18 protein-coding genes and 1 pseudogene are annotated in these 16,642 nt (G+C 43.8%); 5 read left to right on the plus strand and 14 right to left on the minus strand.

All coding sequences use genetic code 11. The annotated features are described in order from the left end of the window. Positions 1–109 precede the first annotated feature (109 nt). A complete protein-coding gene (gene rarD / locus ABXS78_RS14845) occupies positions 110–1,030 on the plus strand; it encodes an EamA family transporter RarD (RefSeq protein WP_366247848.1) in 921 nt (306 codons plus the stop codon). Positions 1,031–1,037: 7 nt separating this feature from the next. On the opposite strand, the gene ABXS78_RS14850 is transcribed toward rarD, so the two are convergent. Both ABXS78_RS14850 and ABXS78_RS14855 read right to left on the minus strand, forming a co-directional pair. Continuing rightward, positions 1,038–1,289, minus strand: a complete 252-nt coding sequence (locus tag ABXS78_RS14850; RefSeq protein ID WP_095221044.1) for a hypothetical protein — start codon at positions 1,287–1,289, stop codon at positions 1,038–1,040. Between the two features lie 80 nt (positions 1,290–1,369). Next, positions 1,370–1,567, minus strand: a pseudogene (locus tag ABXS78_RS14855) (DUF2188 domain-containing protein). 217 nt (positions 1,568–1,784) lie between these two features. Here ABXS78_RS14855 and ABXS78_RS14860 point away from each other — a divergent pair. Continuing rightward, positions 1,785–2,690: a GDSL-type esterase/lipase family protein gene (locus tag ABXS78_RS14860; protein ID WP_366247849.1), complete on the plus strand. Its 906-nt coding sequence runs from the start codon at positions 1,785–1,787 to the stop codon at positions 2,688–2,690. Between the two features lie 14 nt (positions 2,691–2,704). Next, the gene (locus ABXS78_RS14865; RefSeq protein ID WP_176465614.1) at positions 2,705–3,340 is read left to right on the plus strand and encodes a YpmS family protein; all 636 of its coding nucleotides are present in this window, start codon (positions 2,705–2,707) and stop codon (positions 3,338–3,340) included. 39 nt (positions 3,341–3,379) lie between these two features. On the opposite strand, the gene ABXS78_RS14870 is transcribed toward ABXS78_RS14865, so the two are convergent. The 11 genes from ABXS78_RS14870 to ABXS78_RS14920 form a co-directional block, all read right to left on the minus strand. Then, on the minus strand, positions 3,380–4,012 hold the full coding sequence (locus ABXS78_RS14870; protein WP_366247850.1) for a response regulator transcription factor: 633 nt from the start codon (positions 4,010–4,012) through the stop codon (positions 3,380–3,382). Next, positions 4,009–5,052, minus strand: coding sequence for a sensor histidine kinase (locus ABXS78_RS14875; RefSeq protein WP_095221054.1), 1,044 nt, complete (start codon positions 5,050–5,052; stop codon positions 4,009–4,011). Before ABXS78_RS14875 ends, ABXS78_RS14870 begins: the two co-directional genes overlap by 4 nt. Next, positions 5,049–5,768 (minus strand): cell wall-active antibiotics response protein LiaF, encoded by a 720-nt coding sequence (gene liaF, locus ABXS78_RS14880; RefSeq protein WP_366247851.1) that lies wholly within the window; start codon positions 5,766–5,768, stop codon positions 5,049–5,051. Before liaF ends, ABXS78_RS14875 begins: the two co-directional genes overlap by 4 nt. An 89-nt stretch (positions 5,769–5,857) precedes the next feature. Then, positions 5,858–6,481 carry a PspA/IM30 family protein gene (locus ABXS78_RS14885; RefSeq protein ID WP_366247852.1) on the minus strand — a complete coding sequence of 208 codons (624 nt, stop codon included), beginning with the start codon at positions 6,479–6,481 and terminating at the stop codon, positions 5,858–5,860. Between the two features lie 20 nt (positions 6,482–6,501). Further along, on the minus strand, positions 6,502–6,666 hold the full coding sequence (locus ABXS78_RS14890; RefSeq protein WP_366247853.1) for a hypothetical protein: 165 nt from the start codon (positions 6,664–6,666) through the stop codon (positions 6,502–6,504). 17 nt (positions 6,667–6,683) lie between these two features. After that, complete coding sequence (locus ABXS78_RS14895) at positions 6,684–6,986, minus strand: flagellar basal body rod protein (RefSeq protein WP_366247854.1); 303 nt, start codon at positions 6,984–6,986, stop codon at positions 6,684–6,686. A 387-nt stretch (positions 6,987–7,373) separates the two neighbouring features. Next, positions 7,374–8,087, minus strand: coding sequence for a DUF6320 domain-containing protein (locus ABXS78_RS14900; protein WP_366247855.1), 714 nt, complete (start codon positions 8,085–8,087; stop codon positions 7,374–7,376). Further along, positions 8,087–9,340: an alcohol acetyltransferase gene (locus tag ABXS78_RS14905; protein WP_366247856.1), complete on the minus strand. Its 1,254-nt coding sequence runs from the start codon at positions 9,338–9,340 to the stop codon at positions 8,087–8,089. The genes ABXS78_RS14900 and ABXS78_RS14905 overlap by 1 nt, the downstream gene beginning before the upstream one ends. Before the next feature lie 181 nt (positions 9,341–9,521). Then, complete coding sequence (locus tag ABXS78_RS14910) at positions 9,522–10,007, minus strand: HXXEE domain-containing protein (protein WP_366247857.1); 486 nt, start codon at positions 10,005–10,007, stop codon at positions 9,522–9,524. A gap of 40 nt (positions 10,008–10,047) precedes the next feature. Further along, the gene (locus ABXS78_RS14915; RefSeq protein ID WP_366247858.1) at positions 10,048–11,289 is read right to left on the minus strand and encodes a cytochrome P450; all 1,242 of its coding nucleotides are present in this window, start codon (positions 11,287–11,289) and stop codon (positions 10,048–10,050) included. Between the two features lie 104 nt (positions 11,290–11,393). Continuing rightward, positions 11,394–11,798 (minus strand): NUDIX hydrolase, encoded by a 405-nt coding sequence (locus ABXS78_RS14920; RefSeq protein ID WP_366247859.1) that lies wholly within the window; start codon positions 11,796–11,798, stop codon positions 11,394–11,396. Positions 11,799–11,911: 113 nt separating this feature from the next. Here ABXS78_RS14920 and ABXS78_RS14925 point away from each other — a divergent pair, with 113 nt between their 5' ends. Then, a complete protein-coding gene (locus ABXS78_RS14925) occupies positions 11,912–12,550 on the plus strand; it encodes a LysE family translocator (RefSeq protein ID WP_366247860.1) in 639 nt (212 codons plus the stop codon). Between the two features lie 33 nt (positions 12,551–12,583). On the opposite strand, the gene topB is transcribed toward ABXS78_RS14925, so the two are convergent. After that, on the minus strand, positions 12,584–14,764 hold the full coding sequence (gene topB, locus ABXS78_RS14930) for a DNA topoisomerase III (protein ID WP_366247861.1): 2,181 nt from the start codon (positions 14,762–14,764) through the stop codon (positions 12,584–12,586). 218 nt (positions 14,765–14,982) lie between these two features. Between topB and ABXS78_RS14935 the strand changes: the two genes are divergently transcribed. Next, positions 14,983–16,602 (plus strand): ATP-binding cassette domain-containing protein, encoded by a 1,620-nt coding sequence (locus ABXS78_RS14935; RefSeq protein ID WP_366247862.1) that lies wholly within the window; start codon positions 14,983–14,985, stop codon positions 16,600–16,602. Positions 16,603–16,642 lie beyond the last annotated feature (40 nt).

Raw genomic sequence — 16,642 nt, forward strand, 5'->3', positions numbered from 1 at the left:
CAAGCATTGACAACTTCTTGTAACCCCAAAAGAAACAAAAGTATTGAAAAGCGTCAAACTCAACCTTACACTTGAATCATACAGAGAAAGAAAGAGAGGCCATAATAATATGCAATCGCAATCATCCAAGTCCGGCGTCGTGTATGCAGCAATTGCATACGTGATGTGGGGCGTACTGCCGCTTTTTTGGAACTTATTAGGGGAAATAGACGCAGGTCATCTGCTGGCTCACAGAATCGTCTGGTCCTTTGTGACGATGATCCTTGTAGTTCTTTTGCTAGGGAAAATCCATCCCTTCCTGAAACAAGTAAAGGATTTAGTTTCAGATAAGCGTGCGTTCTGGGGTCTGTTCGCTGCTTCCTTGACCGTAAGCCTCAATTGGCTCGTATTTATCTGGGCGGTAAATTCCGGACATGTCCTGCAGTCCAGCTTAGGTTATTATATAAATCCACTGATCAGCATTTTGCTCGCGATGATTGTCTTGAAGGAAAAAAGTACTCGCTTGCAAATTGTCAGCTTCATCCTTGCCGCTCTTGGGGTACTCTATCTGACTATCAGTTACGGTGTGTTTCCTTGGGTATCATTCCTGCTCGCAATCAGTTTCGCTGTTTATGGCCTGTTGAAAAAAGTCGTTACCATTCCGCCGATGTTCGGACTGACAATCGAAACAATGTTCGTCACACCGCTGGCCATTTTGTATCTGCTATTTGTACCCGCAGCACATAGCGAACCGATAGCTGCAGGTACAGCTATCATCCTATTTTTGTCTGGGGCTGCCACAGCCGCACCGCTTCTGCTGTTTGCCCATGGAGCCCGCAGGCTTACTTTGACACAAATCGGTTTGCTCCAATATATTGGCCCGACACTCATGCTTCTCTTAGGTGTCACTTTATTCGGCGAAGCATTCACACATGCACACCTGATCGCTTTTTCATGTATTTGGGGAGCTCTAGTCCTCTACACCATTTCGGGTATCCGGCTGAAGCGCCTGACGACGAAGCAGCTAAAACAAGCCCAAGCTGCAAAATAAGCCACCTTTATTTACGAAAAGGTGGCAAGAAAAGCAATAACACAAATAATCCACATAAGATAGTAGCAAAGATGTATAATGTCCCTTTGATGATCTCCTCCTGAAACAAGAAGGAGAATACACTGGTAACAAGCAGCAGCAAAGCCGTTACAGCAGCCGGGATGAATAAGACGAACGGGTTCTTTGTGAAATGTCGCAGCACTCCGATACTAAGCAGTGCAATTCCAGAAAAAGCTAACAGCAGCAAGGAAAAATCCATACCTGCACCTCCTGCTGTTCAGCTTATTCAGGAACTGCCCAATCGGTTATAACATATCGGCAATTCCTGCCGGTATTTTTTTAAAACTGCCGTTCCTCCTCAATCTCCTGGTGAGCATCATAGATGACAACTTTGCTAGGCGCATTATCCTTGGCAAGTCCTTCCGCTTCCAGAACAGCATCATCACGCGAACTATGTTATTCCGTCGGTGCCACCTTTTTTATCTTCACGCACCAGCCAGACACATCCTTATTCGGGACAACACTGTATTCTTTCATACCATGTCCCTCCTTCATAACTTTACAAATTTTGTTCCCAGCTGTTCATCTCGTGAAACATTACATGCCAGCTGTTCCCACTATTCAACTCCCTTTAAATCTAGTAAAATATAATTTTACACTCAATTCACGATTGTATTTTATCGTATCCCGCTGTCTAAGGAATTTACTAGCGGGAATACGTAACTATATTTCTACCAAACGAGGGTGATGATGCTTGCAAAAAAGAAAAATCTACTTGGTTATCGCATCATTTCTGCTTGTTATCGTCATCGGCGCAATGATTGTCCTTGCTGCATCCGAACAAAAAACAACAGTCACCAATTCCCCTGCAGAGGTTGTTCCACCTGAAACTGATTCCTCCGGAAATCCTGATGAAGACGCTGCTGCATCGGAAGAAGAAGCGGATAGTTCTTCTGATATAAAAGATGCTTTCCAGCGATTGCTTAAGGATACACTAGGCCTCTTCATCAAGGAAGATTTGCATATTACGGCTGTTGGTGATAGTTTGACTCAAGGAGTCGGTGATGAGACCGAGAAAGGCGGCTATGTCGGTATTCTTCAGCAAACCTTTGAACAGACAGATGATCGTGTGAAGATTGATAACTTCGGTAAACGCGGAAATCGAACAGATCAGCTGCTGAAAAGACTGGATGATCCTATCATTTCAGCTTCCATCGAGAATGCTGATGTTGTCCTGATTACAATCGGTGCCAATGACATTATGAAAGTGACAAAGGATCACTTCACCGACTTGGATTATGAGGACTATAGTGCTGCCATGCCAGCCTATGAGGAACGAATGAATGATGTTTTCAATAAAATTGATACGTTGAATCCAGATGCAGAGGTATATTTGATCGGCTTTTATAACCCATTCGAGGAGAACTTCCCAGAACTACAAGACCAGCTCGGAACAATCATTAATGAGTACAATGCCATAGGCAAGCAGGTCGCAGAAGAGAAAGACCAGCATTATATCGAAACCGCTGATTTATTCGAAAATAAAACAGCTGATTTATTATCTGAAGACTACTTCCACCCGAATGAAGTCGGGTATGGAAAAGTTGCAGAAAGGGTATTGGAAAGCATCAAGCCCGTAATACAGGAAGACGATGAATAGGCAGGTGATGTATCGTGGAAAACAGGAAGAACGAATCTCAGCCACCGAAGCAGCGTGACTGGAAAAAATACTTTAAAATATTAGCTATTGCGAATGGTATCGTCCTGCTGCTTCTATTGCTGCTCATTTTCCTTCCGGCATTCAGTCCGGCACCGGAGCCTCCGAAGGAAGCACAATTTGACAGCTCTGACTCCTCGGAGTTCACAATCAGCTCAACGAAAGCAAATGTTAATGAACTGATAAACGCATATATTGATAAAGAGCTTAATGATAATTCCGATAATTATGCTGTCGTTCTAGGTGATGATGCTGTAGAGCTAAGCGGAGGTATTACGGCATTCGGCGTGCGGATTCCGCTGCAGATGACACTCGAGCCGCAGGTACAGGATAACGGAGATCTATTGCTTGTACAGCGTGATATCTCCCTCGGCAGTCTTTCCCTGCCGAATGATAAAGTTCTCAAATATATAGATAGATATTATAAAATGCCGGAGTGGGTAACTATCAACCCGGATGAAGAATCCATTTATGTTGCTGTTACCCAAATGGAATTAGAGAACAATTTCCATGTGGAAGTAGAGCAATTCGATTTACCGAATGATAATCTTAGCTTTAAACTGTATATCCCGAATGATACATTCGGCTTGTAAATAAAACAGGGCATCCCCTTAAAGGGATGCCCTGTTTTTTTACGGAAGAAGCCCATTCTCATGGACATAAATTGCAGCTTGTGTCCGGTCCTGCACTTCGAGCTTACTTAGAATATTACTGACATGCACTTTGACTGTCTTTAAAGCAATGAACAGCTCAGAGGCAATCTCTTGATTCGATCTGCCCTTCGCTATCAAAAGCAGCACCTCCTGCTCTCTCGCTGTCAATGTATCGTGTAAAACGGGAGCTTGGGGCTTTCGCATGCGTGCCATCACTTTATTCGTCACTTCAGGCTCGAAGACTGACGTGCCATTATATGTAGATCTGATTGCCTTCGCTATTTCAGAAGCTTTGGATGTTTTCAGCAAATAGCTGGCAGCTCCTGCTTCCAGGGCTGGATATACTTTATCATCATCCAGGAAGCTTGTGACGACGATTACTTTGGCTTCTGGCCAAGCAGCTATGATTTGTCTGGTCGCCTCAATTCCATCCATACGGTCCATTACAAGATCCATTAAGATGATATCCGGACGCAAATCAAGTGCAAGCCCCACCGCTTCCTCTCCATTATCTGCTTCACCTATCACCTCGATATCAGCTTGGGTGGATAAATAGGCTGAAACTCCGATTCGGACCATTTCATGATCGTCTACAAAAAGCACCTTGATCATGCTTCTTCTTCCTCTCTGTCAAGCATCGGAACGCGTACCTCCAAGCGTGTGCCTTGCTTCGGCACACTTACCACACGCAGATGAGCGCCGATTTCCGCTGCCCGCTCCTTCATATTTTGTAAACCGTATGCACCCGGCTGTTCGGTACCTATTTCAAAACCGATACCATCATCTGCAACAAGCAGGATAATAAAGCTGTCGCGCTGCAGCAGTTTGATTGACAAGCTTTCCGCTTTCGCATGACGCAGCGTGTTGGATACCGACTCCTGCACGATTCGGAACAGCTGATCCTCGATACCTATCTCTACAGGAAATGTGTCCAGTTCCCAGTCGATCGATAGGGGTACCTTTGCCCGCAAATCTTCCAGGAGCAGCTCCATTCCTTCCTGCAGCGTTTTCCCTTTCAGTGCAGCCGGTCTTAGATGCAGAAGCAGTGCCCGCATCTCCAGCTGTGATTGCTGCACCATTGCCTCCAGCTGCTTCAATGCTTTAAACAGAGCTGTCTCTTCTCCCTCGGATTCCGTCAAAGCAGAAATCAGCATAGATGCTGCAAACAGCTCTTGACTGACTGAATCATGCAACTCCCTTGCCAGGCGATTCCGCTCCTCTGATACAATACGCTGGACCTCTTCCTCACGATCGATCACACGCTCATTTGTCAGCTTTTGGGCAAGCTTAGCCTGTTCATTCATATAAGTCTGAAGACGTTCGAGTTCAGCCCATGTCTGCTGCAGCTCGGTTAAGCTGAAGCTGCGTTTCTTCAACGGCTGCTGGCCTTCCCGGATGCTTTCCATTTCCCTCGCCGCCTGATGCCAGCGCTTGCGCCAATACAGCCCGGAGAACAATCCAAGAATTGCTCCAGAAAAAAGGACAAAGAGCGGTGCTGCAACTAAAAATGGCAGGGTGCTTTCATGCATCGTCCAGATATCTTTCCAATCATCCAAAGGAAAATCGATAATATACAGAACAGTTAATCCTACCAGCAATAGCACACTGTACAGCATACCGAAGCCAACATGGCGTTTCACGATATTACTCATACGCGCACCACCTCCAGCTTACCGGCTACTACACTCGTAACGATTTTGATGCGCTGAGAGGATTGCTGATAGCCTTTCGTACGCAAATGGATCACTTTGCTCCAGCAGTTCTGTTCCCTGTGGTCGAAAATTGTGACTGAGCCATACACAACTGAATGATGGACATCGACTTCTATATCATATGGCACAATGATTCGTACATTACCGAGCACTTTTCGCACCATCAGGACGGCTTCTTCTTTTGGCAGCACAGTATAATTCAAATCAATGATTGTATCACCTATGAACGATTGGATATTCGTATCCTGCCACTCATAAACGCCACTGCCTGCCGACTGCGCACCAAACCAGCTGTTTTGGAATAGAGATTTCTGTTCGAATACTTGCTCCTCTGACGCAGCCTGGTCAAAGGAAGGCTGATAGGTTTGCGGTTTATTTGCCGCACTGTCATGGATTTTCGAAAAGTAATAGATAATGCCTGCTGTCAGAACAAGATAAAAAGCAAATGATTGCAATAAACTGAAGGCAACAATGACTATCCCTATCCAAAACATGACTGGTCTTTTACCATTGGAAAGCCTCCGTTTTCCAAGATAAATGAAGAATATCCCGATTCCGATCCCTATCAGGACACCTGTGCCTGATATCAATAATTCAGCCACAAAAACGACAGCTGCTGTGATCAGCAGCCAGCGGATCATATCGTTAGGCTTCAATTCCGAGGCACTCCCTTTCATGCGGCAAGTGTAAATAAGGAAGCACACAGCCGCCTGTGTCCTTCCTAGATTACCATGATGTGCCTATTTTAACTAGATTTCTTCTCAAGCTCTGCAAGCTTGGCATCCAATGTCATTTTCCTATAATCTGCGTCCACTTTCCGTTCCAAACGGTCAATATAGCCTTCCAAATCATTGAATTTGTTTGTAGCAAATTCGAATTCAGGTTTATGTTTCAATATTTCATTCATGCTTCGATGTGCTTTTGCGACATTCTCACGCTCCGCGAACTCCATTTTCTTTACATAAAGGTCTTTTAGTTTATGCTTCATCTGCACGTACTTCTTCTCAAGCTCTTGCAGATCAGAACTCGCTTTATCCATCATTGCTTTAATCTTGTCTGCGCGTTCCTGATATTGCTCACGTTCGTTTTGCGCTTGTTCAGCAAGTTCTGCTTCCCCTTGCTCGGCAGCAAGCTTCGCCTGTCTCTCACGTTTATCCGCCATTGCCTGCGCTGCATGATATTCCTTCGTGAAATCATGCTTGAGCTGGTATTGCTTTTCGATCAATTCACGAATCTTTTTCGCTTGCTGCTCGCATTGACGAATATATTGACTGAGTTGAACCGTTGGATTCTTTTCTTCCTTCTTATCCAAGATTTCGTGAAAATCTGCTGCTACCGCCTGTTTGATACGAGTTAAAATGTTTTCCATGTGTACCTCTCCTTTTTTGTTTAAAATATGTCATCAACAAGAGCCAATACTGGGATGAGCAGTGCCAAAATCGGGATAAATGCCCAAATCCACCTATTATCCTGCCGATTCGGCTTGGCCTGCTCCTTCAGCTCTTCCACTTCCAATTCCAGCACACGTATTCGCTGCTCCAAGTAATCGTCCACTATGCTCTTCCTTTCACTTACAGAGTATAATCGAACTTCTCAGCTTCCTTTTCCTTCTTCCAAGCCCGGTACATGTAATACAAAGCTGCAAGAGCAACCAATCCGATCAACGCCGGCAAATTGGAAAGTGAAATACATACACCAATTCCAATCACTACACCCCAGCCAATCTTGGCACCGACACTATCTGTCAGGATGAACCTCCTCAACCCGTAATAGCCAATTGCTACACTGATAGCCAGCACAAGCAGCGAGCCCAGATTAGTCAAGAGCACTGCCGCAGCAATAACCGCACCGATGATCAATAACACCTTCTTCATCAAGCCTCTCTCCTTCCTTTCATACTCCTAGTCTACCGCTATCCCCGCTCCCCCATAACGACCCCCAGCCATAACTTGAGTAAGACTTTGGTCTTACGAAAAGCGTAAGAAACCGGTTAGAAACGGAGAGGTAAGCAAGGGAGCCCGGAGTGGGGCGCTTTTCCCCCAAGTAGGGATTCATTGCTTACAGCACAGTTTCTGGTCACCGCAGCTAGACAACATTGAAAGGCGGAAAAAGCCGGTTAGGAACGGAGAAGGAAGTGAGAAAGCCCGGAGGGTGTCCTTCCATTGCAGTAACTAATCATATTGCTCCAATAAAAACAAACAAAAAACGCTCGTAAATTATCGAGATAATTTACGAGCGCCCTTATTAACTAAACGTCTAAATCAAATATGAAACTTCCGCTTCAACTTCTCTACCCACTTTTTAGGCATTCTATATGAAATCAGGAGCAAAATAGAACCTAATAAAGTAGACGGAAGAAGCTCATCCACAGAATGAAAAACTATGTTTTCTGTATCTGCATACCTGCCTACTATAAACTCAATTCCAATGAGGAGTATAAGAATAGAGAAAATGATATAGCCGCTTTGGCGAAACCAGCTTCTATTCCTTTTAAAAATAGCTATATTTATTACCAGCAGTAACAGAGAAATACCCAGGAGTGGGAATGCTGTTTCGACTGACCATCCTGTATATCCATTGATTACGTCAAAACCTACTAAACCAGCGCATATTGTTATGAGTAAGACGATAATTTTATCTCTAGTTCCTTTCACATAACCAAAGGCAACATATAGAAAACTCCAGCATATAACAATAGATAAGTTGCTGTATAAAGACCATGTCAACTCTTTATTCAATATGACATCTATAAGTGTAGGAATAAGGAATCCCAGGATCATCAGAACACATAGAACACGATACACAACACGTATGAAAAAATTCACCAGGTTTTCATATAAACTATAATATGTTGGAAACCCGTTCGTATCCAGCAATTCTTCATCGCTTACTATTTTCGGTATGTATGTAAAGCATAGCGGACAAGGAATTTGATCCTTTTCAACACTCACCCCGCATTTAGGACAGTAAGCCATTAATATGCACTCCTGTTGGTTTCGATTTTTATTTGTACGCCTTCTTTAACTAATTTCCTAAAAAACATTCTTTCTACCAGTCGGTCATTTGACAAATTACCAAAAGTAATATACATATCATCCTTGTAGCTTATTACTCCAGCTTTTATCTTGTTGCCGATACTTGGCGGAGGATAAAATTCAAAGCGCTCCACATGTTTTTCTAATTCTGTATCAAGTGATATTACTCCTAGATTGGAGATCGAGCTTGTGTATAAGTTTTCGCCAAACCTGGCGTGCACCATTGGAGAGATCCAATCTTTTACAAACAAAGGCAGCGCCCGTAGCAAAAAATTACGTTCTCCCCTCACTCCGCGCGCAATTAATGTTTTTAACTGTTTATCATTTAGATATCGTTTTAGCTCTATACTAATCGTTTCAATGATATCCTCGAAACTATATGTACCAAGACGAGGATCTACCGTTACCGGAACACTTACAAAGAAATTCTTCAATGTATTCGTTTTAAAGAAATTACGTAAATTAACGGGGACATTTATTGTAATAGGCCTTCTTGTTTTCGAATTTTGCGATTGAATATCAATCAATATTTCAGCATATAACGCTAGCAAATAAGTTGTGATACTTGTTTGGTATTGCTTTGCTATCTTCTTCAATTCCTGAATCTCCAGCTTACCAGTCGTAACGTGATACACGCCTCTTTTGTCCAATCTTAATGGCAGCTTATAAGCTCTATCCAGTGTGTCCTGCCAGTTTGGAACCAGCTTTTCGTAATGCTGAAAAAAGGCGTTATCAAAATTAAATCCATTAAGCCTTTCCCGTATACAAGGCAGGTCAACGCCTTCTTTTTTCAAATAGTTTCTTACCAACAGCTTTAAAAATTCTATTCCTCCAGTACCGTCGGTCAGCATATGGGACAGCTCTAGAGAAATTTTTTTATTATAGTAAAGCACTCTGTAAGGAAATGTGTTACGACCTCTGAAAAATAAATTGGAACAAGGATAAAAATGCTCTTCAGATACAGTAGGGATAGTGGCTGTTTTTTCGAAGTAGTACCAAAATACGCCTCTTTTTACGATAACCTTGAAGGAAGATATCTCTTCTAATGTTTCCTCTAAAGCTTCTTGAAGAAATGCAGCATTGACAGATTTGTACATACTTACAGAAAGACGAAAGACAGTGGATACCCTGGAAGAAACAGTAGAAGCATAAAGCTTACCAGCACTATCTAGTTTGTACCAATCTGTTTCCATACTACTATCTCCTTTTTGTGCTCGGTTTCTTAGTTATAAATAAGATGAACTCATTTTAAACCTAAACATAAAATTGTACTATATTCTATTTCATATTCTTTCAGCTATTTTGTTTACTTAGGCTTGAATACTTTCCTCTTCTCCCAGATTAAAACTGACAGACATAAAAAAACTCCGCTGATTATTTTGAACGGAGCTCTTCGTGGAAGAAACGTTTTCCGATAACAAATAATATAAGTATTATACCTAATAGTAAAATACCGGTACCCATAGCAGAAAAGACAACTTCCAAAATGGCAATCTCCGTAACCTGAAGGATATGATACATTGCTAAACCTCCAAACGGAAAAATCAAGATAAGACCTGTGACAATGCCTGGGGCGTATTTCCTCTCTGCAATCATTGCAACAGCATGGGGCACGATAACATTTAGAAGCATAGCGCCAATCAAACCGATTTGAAGGTACTGAAAATATACATTAGATGGCCAGAGCAGATACAATGTACCAATGGAACATGCAAGTAATGTTATGACAGTTACCGCAAAATGGAATACCTTTGGCTCCACTGTCTTTTGATACTTGCTTGTCTTAGACCAAGCAGGCAAAAAGATAGCTTCCTCTATATTATGTAATGTAACTGCGATAAGGAAAAGCAGGATTTCCATATAACCTCCCCCTCCCCTTCATTATCGCATATTAACCAAATCAGTTGTTTAACTTCCGAATATCAGCTAGTATCATTTGACTCTTCGGCATACTCGGCATGGCAGAATGACTATAGCTATAATCCTGCTTTGGTACATTATATTGCAGGCGATTTGTAAGAAAGTCAATGCTAACTTCCATCACCTGTATCGTGACCCATTCTCCAGCACAGCGATGTCCCATGTCAAAGTCCCCGCCGCCCTGCGGGATAAAGTCAAATGGGCTTTCCTTCCAATCGAGGAATCGGTCTGGATTGAATAGATCCGGCTGTTCCCATAAATGCGGATCATGATTGTTACCATACAAATCCAGCAAGGTCATGGTACCTTCCTTGAATTGATAGCCCTCCCATTCGAAATCCTGTTTCACTTTTGCCATGGTTGCGGGGAAGAATGGATAGAAGCGGCGGGTTTCTTGTACGAACCTGCGGATACTGCCATCCCCCTTTTTCAGCCGTTCTCTTTCTCCTGGAAACTGATGCAGGGCAAGTGCAGCAAATGCAATATAAATACTGATGGCGACTATCGGCCGCAGTATGTTCAGCACTTCTACAGCAACTATCTTTTTAGGAAGCAGCTTTCCATCACTATCCCGATGCTCGGAAAAAACGCGGAGTGCACCTTCCTTAGTCGCATGCAGATTCCCATTCCTTACCTGCTCGACAAGTCCGGCAATCCAGTTCTCCGCATCAGAACGGGAGGTTCGTCCTTTCCAGTGGGCGGGTCCTACGGCTGCTGGCGATTCGAATAGGTGTCGCATTTGCTCTGTCCTTTTTTCCTCATCATCCAGCGGCACCCCTGCCCAATCACATGCGGCCTTCATCAGGATTTTCTGTGATTCTTTATATAACGTTATCTGATCGATTTTTTCCCACTGCTCGCTAGCCTTCTCCCATTCCGATTCCAACAATTTATCGAGCTGCTGCAGCTGAGCCTTAGACATGATGGACATGAACATCCCCTTGCGATTACGATGCTGTTCCCCATCCAGCGTCTGAACACCGCCTTCGCCAAATAGTGTTTTAACAAGCCGATTCGGAGCAGCTCCAGCACGAATGAACTTATCTGGGTCATAAAAGAGCGCTGCACCTTCTTTTCCACCAAGACAAATAGCCTTTTTTCCGAGCAATGTAGTCTCAAACACATTTGACTGAAAGCTTTTTCTCCTATGCAGGATGAATTCATAGCCTTCTTTTAAAAAAGCTAGACTATGATCTAATCCTTCTTCCTTCGGCATGGACATATCATGTCACCCTTCCCTGTTTTGTTTGTCTATTTCCCTTGGATTGCAGGATGAAAACGAAAAGTACCTTGCTTATTTTCTCTAAGCAAGGTACTTCCTATGTATTAAAATGCTACATAAAATGGGTGCTGATTCTCATCGAGGCAGCTCTCGATCCGTTCCAGAAAGTTTCCCCAGGTTACCATTTCCTTTACTTCTTCAAGCGGAAAATAACCAGCTTCCAGACTTTCTTCCGAAGGCGTACAAACACCGCCAATCGGTTTACCTAGGAAAAGGGTATTGCAGATACTTTTTTCTGTATTTTGATAGACTCCGCAAAACCTGTTCACTTCTATATCGATTCCGCTTTCTTCCTTCACTTCCCGAATTGCTGCCTGTTCAAGTGATTCTCCTTCTTCCACTTGACCTCCCGGCATCTCCCAGCCTCGTTTTGGTCCTTTAATCAGTAAAATATGTCCTTGGTCATTCCGAACAATTGCTGCGGCGGAAACAATATGTTTTGGTGGCATCTTAAACTCCTCCTTCTTGTTTCGACGACGGTTCCTGCTGCTATAAAGATTTTTTATGAGCATTTCTCCCATCTACCGTTAATGGTAGAATCTAAAAAAAGGAGGCCATTCAATTGCCTGAGATCATTCTTCTTGGATTCGCTTTAGCTGCTACGCCAGGCCCTGATTTTTTGCTTATGACACGAAACACCTTGTCGCATGGCAAAGGATTCGGGTTCATCACATTGCTCGGCAACCGCTGCAGCCTGCTCATTCACATTAGTTTTGCCTTACTCGGACTATCGATGATTCTGCAGGAATCTGTAATCCTGTTCACTAGCATCCGGCTGCTTGGGGCATGTTATTTGATTTATCTTGGAATCCAGAAAATCATTCATCTTTTACGCAGCAAAAAAAGCACGCATGATAGCGCAGCATTTACCATCACAAAAGTGCAGGCTTTCCGGATGGGGTTCCTAAGCAACTTCCTGAATCCAAAAGTCAGCTTGTTCTTCCTGAGTATCTTCCCCCAATTCGCTAGTACCGACCAGCTGCAAAACCCATTTCTGCTTATCATCTGCTTCCTGCTTGGCAACAGTGCGTGGTACGTTGGGACATTGCTGCTTGTCGGCATGAAACAAATCCGTAAGATTGTCGTTAAATTTCAATCTTACTTGGATGTAGTGTTTGGCTTTGTCTTCCTCATCTATGGAGGGAAAATCGTCTGGGATGATGTGCTGCGCAAAATCATCTTTTCTCCCCGCCTGTATTAAAATAAGCCCTGCCAGATGGCAGGGCTTATTCGTTTATTGCTTCTTAAATTTAGCAAGTGCATCAGCTAATGCAGTATTTGCGAAGCTATCATCTTGCTGATTCTTCTTCAAATACTTCTGTACATCACGCTTACTCGCTTTATTGGTTTTCTCTTTCTTGCGGCGTTCGTTGAACGTACTCAGCTTTTCACGATGTCCGCATTTGCAGAAGAAAATCTGACCTTCCCCTTCACCGCGCAGTTCCAAACGTTTATGACAGTTCGGGCAGCGTGCATTCGTCGTTTTGGCGATATTTTTCTTATGTCCGCATTCCCGGTCCTGACAAACGAGCATACGACCGCGTTTGCCATTCACTTCAAGCATCAGTTTGCCGCAATCCGGACACTGTGTGCCCGTCATATTATCATGCTTATACTTATGCTCGCTGTTCTTGATTTCGGTAACGACTTCTTTCGCATACTGCTTCATTTCAGAAATGTATTGCTGCTGGTTCAGCTTGCCTTCTGCTATGGCACTTAGCTTCATTTCCCACTCTGCAGTCAATGCTGGTGATTTCAAGTCTTCCGGTACAAGCTCAAGCAGCTGTCGACCTTTGGAAGTCATTTTCAGATACTTGCCTTGTTTCTCGATATAGAATGTATTGAACAATTTGTCAATGATATCAGCACGTGTCGCAACTGTGCCAAGTCCGCCAGTCTGGCCGATCGTTTTGATAAGATCTTTGTTCTCACCAGCCATGAAACGGACCGGATTTTCCATCGCATGAAGCAAGGTGCCTTCTGTGAATCGTTCCGGCGGTTTCGTCTCGCCCATCGTCATCCGATACGCAAGCGACCACTCCTCGCCTTTTTCGACGTTCGGCAACGTTTGATCGTCATCAGCTTCCACGTCATCAAAGTTGTTCGCATAGACTTCCTTCCAGCCTTGCTTTTGTACGATTTTACCTTTGGCAGTGAAGGATTCTCCAGCTGCTTCAACAGTCAATGTTGTCTGTTCATATTCAAACGGCGGGAACAGGACAGCGAAGAAACGCTTGATGACCAAATCATAGATTTTCCGTTCCTTATCGGAAAGGTCAGCACCATACGCATTCTGATCGGTTGGAATGATTGCGTGGTGATCAGATACCTTCTTGTCGTCAACAAATGCTTTTGTCGCTTTAATTGGTGCGTTCGTAATTTTCGTTGCCAGACGGCCGTAGCTTCCTACACCTGCAGCTTTAACCCGATCCTTCAGCGTAGGAACGATATCAGAAGAAAGATAACGTGAGTCCGTACGCGGATATGTGAGAAGCTTATGACGCTCATACAGCTGCTGCATGATATTGAGTGTTTCTTTACCGCCAAACCCAAACAGACGGTTCGCATCGCGCTGAAGTTCAGTCAGATCATACAACTGTGGAGCATAGCTCTTCTTCAGCTTCTTCTCCACTTCCTTCACTGTACCCTTAACCTGATTCAGCTTCTGAAGCACCTGCTCTGCCTTATCTTTAGAGAACGTCCGTGTACTGTTATGCTTCTGATCCTTCCAGACGAGGCGCAAGCCTTTCTGAGTCTTTGCTTCGATGCCATAGAATGTCTCTGGCTTGAAGTTCTTTATCTCTTCTTCCCGGTGATGGACCATCGCGAGTGTCGGCGTCTGCACGCGTCCACTGGACAGCTGCGCGTTGAATTTCGTCGTCAATGCGCGTGTTGCATTCAGACCGACATACCAATCAGCCTCAGAGCGGGCTACCGCTGCTTTATAGAGATTCTCAAACTGCTTGCCGCTTTTCAGGTTTTTAAAACCGTCCTTGATCGCTTTATCCGTAACCGAGGAAATCCACAACCGTTTCACAGGCTTGTTCACACGAGCTTTTTCCAAAATCCAGCGTGCAACAAGCTCCCCTTCACGCCCGGCATCAGTGGCAATGACAATATCACTGACATCACTTCTGTTCAATTGCGTTTTTACCGTGCTGAACTGTCTGCCAGTCTGCTTGATCACAACAAGCTTCAGCTTATCCGGCAGCATCGGCAAGTCCTCTATTTTCCAAGTTTTATATTTATCGTCATATGTCTCCGGGTCTGCCAATGTCACTAAATGACCAAGCGCCCACGTTACAATATAGTCTTTTCCTTCCATATAGCTGTTCGTCTTCTTCGTACAGCCAAGAACACGCGCTATATCGCGGCCGACAGATGGCTTCTCTGCCAGTACAACCGTTTTACCCATGAAAACATCCTTTCTCGAATCACTTCCTATAGTTTAGCACATGGCGGCTTTTTTCGGGAGCAAGCGGCATGGGCAGCAGTTTCTAAAGGAGTCACTTCTCTGCTTTCATTCTACCCTTCACCATATCTTTTACAAATTTTTGAACATTGACTTACACTCTTATTTCCCGTAAGCTTAAGGCATGCGTGACATTTTTGATCATGGAGGAAAAGGTATACATGATAACGGTAAATAATGTAGGTCTACAATATGGCGACAAAAAGCTATTTGAAGAAGTTAATATAAAGTTCACCCCTGGAAACTGCTATGGGGTTATAGGTGCAAACGGTGCCGGAAAATCCACTTTCTTGAAAGTACTTTCTGGTGATGTTGAGCCGCAGGTAGGTAACGTAGCGATTGGTGATGGAGAGCGTCTTGCCTTCCTGAAACAGAACCACTTCGGTTATGAAGAGCATGAAGTTCTGCAAACGGTCATGATGGGTCATGAGCGTCTATTCAAAATCATCGAAGAAAAAGATGCGCTTTATGCAAAAGCAGACTTCTCTGAAGCAGACGGCATGCGTGCTGCTGAACTTGAAGGTGAATTCGCAGAGCTTAACGGTTGGGAAGCAGAATCTGATGCCGCTGTTCTATTAAAAGGCTTAGGTATTTCTGAAAACTTACATGATAAAAAAATGGCTGAATTGACTGGTTCCGAGAAAGTGAAAGTGCTCCTTGCACAAGCTTTGTTCGGCAACCCTGATGTTTTGCTTCTGGATGAGCCTACCAACGGACTTGATTTGCAAGCGATCCAGTGGCTGGAAGAATTCTTGATCAATTTCGATAACACAGTTATCGTCGTATCCCACGACCGTCACTTCTTAAACAAGATTTGTACACATATCGCGGATGTTGACTTTGGTAAAATTCAGCTTTATGTCGGTAACTATGACTTCTGGTATGAATCCAGCCAGTTAGCTACACAAATGGCACAGGATGAAAACAAGAAAAAAGAAGAGAAAATCAAGGAATTACAAGCGTTCGTCGCGCGATTCAGTGCGAATGCTTCGAAATCGAAGCAAGCGACTTCCCGTAAGAAGATGCTTGATAACATCACATTGGAAGACATCAAGCCTTCTTCCCGCCGCTATCCGTATGTAGGATTCCAGCAAGAGCGCGAAATCGGTAATGATGTGCTTACTGTCAAAGGCATTTCGAAGACAATCGACGGTGTTAAAGTACTCGATAACGTCAGCTTCACAATCGGCCGCGAAGACAAACTTGCCCTAGTCGGCCGCGATGAGATCGCGAAAACAACACTATTGAAAATCATCATGGGTGAAATGGAGCCTGACGCTGGTGAGTACAAATGGGGTATCACTACTTCCCAATCGTACTTCCCGAAAGACAACTCCAAATACTTTGATGGTGTGAATTTGACTTTGGTAGAATGGCTTCGTCAGTACTCTCCTGAGGACCAGACAGAGACGTTCCTTCGCGGTTTCCTAGGACGTATGCTTTTCAGTGGTGAAGATGCACTGAAAGAAGCGAACGTGCTTTCCGGAGGAGAAAAAGTACGCTGTATGCTATCGAAGATGATGCTTAGCAAATCGAATGTATTGGTAATGGATGAACCGACGAACCACTTGGATCTTGAATCCATCCAATCCTTGAACGAAGGATTGATCAAATTCAAAGGTGTGCTTCTCTTCACTTCGCATGACCAACAGTTTGTGAACAGTATCGCGAACCGTCTGATTGAGATCACTCCAGCTGGTATCGTAGATAAAGAAATGACGTATGATGAATATGTTTCTGACAAAAAGCTGCAGAAAGAAATTGCAGCAATGTACAGCTAATCTATCAAGCTCCAAGGCTTTCTGCTTTGGAGCTTATTTC

The organism is Terribacillus aidingensis (genome assembly GCF_040703035.1).
Lineage (GTDB): Bacteria > Bacillota > Bacilli > Bacillales > Amphibacillaceae > Terribacillus.

What these genes read in the sequence shown, in the direction of transcription:
- ABXS78_RS14895 (WP_366247854.1), bottom strand. Translation starts at nt 6,986, where the DNA reads ATGAAGAAGGTGTTATTGATCATCGGTGCGGTTATTGCTGCGGCAGTG.
- ABXS78_RS14910 (WP_366247857.1), bottom strand. Translation starts at nt 10,007, where the DNA reads ATGGAAATCCTGCTTTTCCTTATCGCAGTTACATTACATAATATAGAG.
- ABXS78_RS14885 (WP_366247852.1), bottom strand. Translation starts at nt 6,481, where the DNA reads ATGGAAAACATTTTAACTCGTATCAAACAGGCGGTAGCAGCAGATTTT.
- ABXS78_RS14870 (WP_366247850.1), bottom strand. Translation starts at nt 4,012, where the DNA reads ATGATCAAGGTGCTTTTTGTAGACGATCATGAAATGGTCCGAATCGGA.
- ABXS78_RS14920 (WP_366247859.1), bottom strand. Translation starts at nt 11,798, where the DNA reads ATGCCACCAAAACATATTGTTTCCGCCGCAGCAATTGTTCGGAATGAC.
- ABXS78_RS14915 (WP_366247858.1), bottom strand. Translation starts at nt 11,289, where the DNA reads ATGTCCATGCCGAAGGAAGAAGGATTAGATCATAGTCTAGCTTTTTTA.
- ABXS78_RS14875 (WP_095221054.1), bottom strand. Translation starts at nt 5,052, where the DNA reads ATGAGTAATATCGTGAAACGCCATGTTGGCTTCGGTATGCTGTACAGT.
- ABXS78_RS14935 (WP_366247862.1), top strand. Translation starts at nt 14,983, where the DNA reads ATGATAACGGTAAATAATGTAGGTCTACAATATGGCGACAAAAAGCTA.
- rarD (WP_366247848.1), top strand. Translation starts at nt 110, where the DNA reads ATGCAATCGCAATCATCCAAGTCCGGCGTCGTGTATGCAGCAATTGCA.
- topB (WP_366247861.1), bottom strand. Translation starts at nt 14,764, where the DNA reads ATGGGTAAAACGGTTGTACTGGCAGAGAAGCCATCTGTCGGCCGCGAT.
- ABXS78_RS14905 (WP_366247856.1), bottom strand. Translation starts at nt 9,340, where the DNA reads ATGGAAACAGATTGGTACAAACTAGATAGTGCTGGTAAGCTTTATGCT.
- ABXS78_RS14900 (WP_366247855.1), bottom strand. Translation starts at nt 8,087, where the DNA reads ATGGCTTACTGTCCTAAATGCGGGGTGAGTGTTGAAAAGGATCAAATT.
- ABXS78_RS14850 (WP_095221044.1), bottom strand. Translation starts at nt 1,289, where the DNA reads ATGGATTTTTCCTTGCTGCTGTTAGCTTTTTCTGGAATTGCACTGCTT.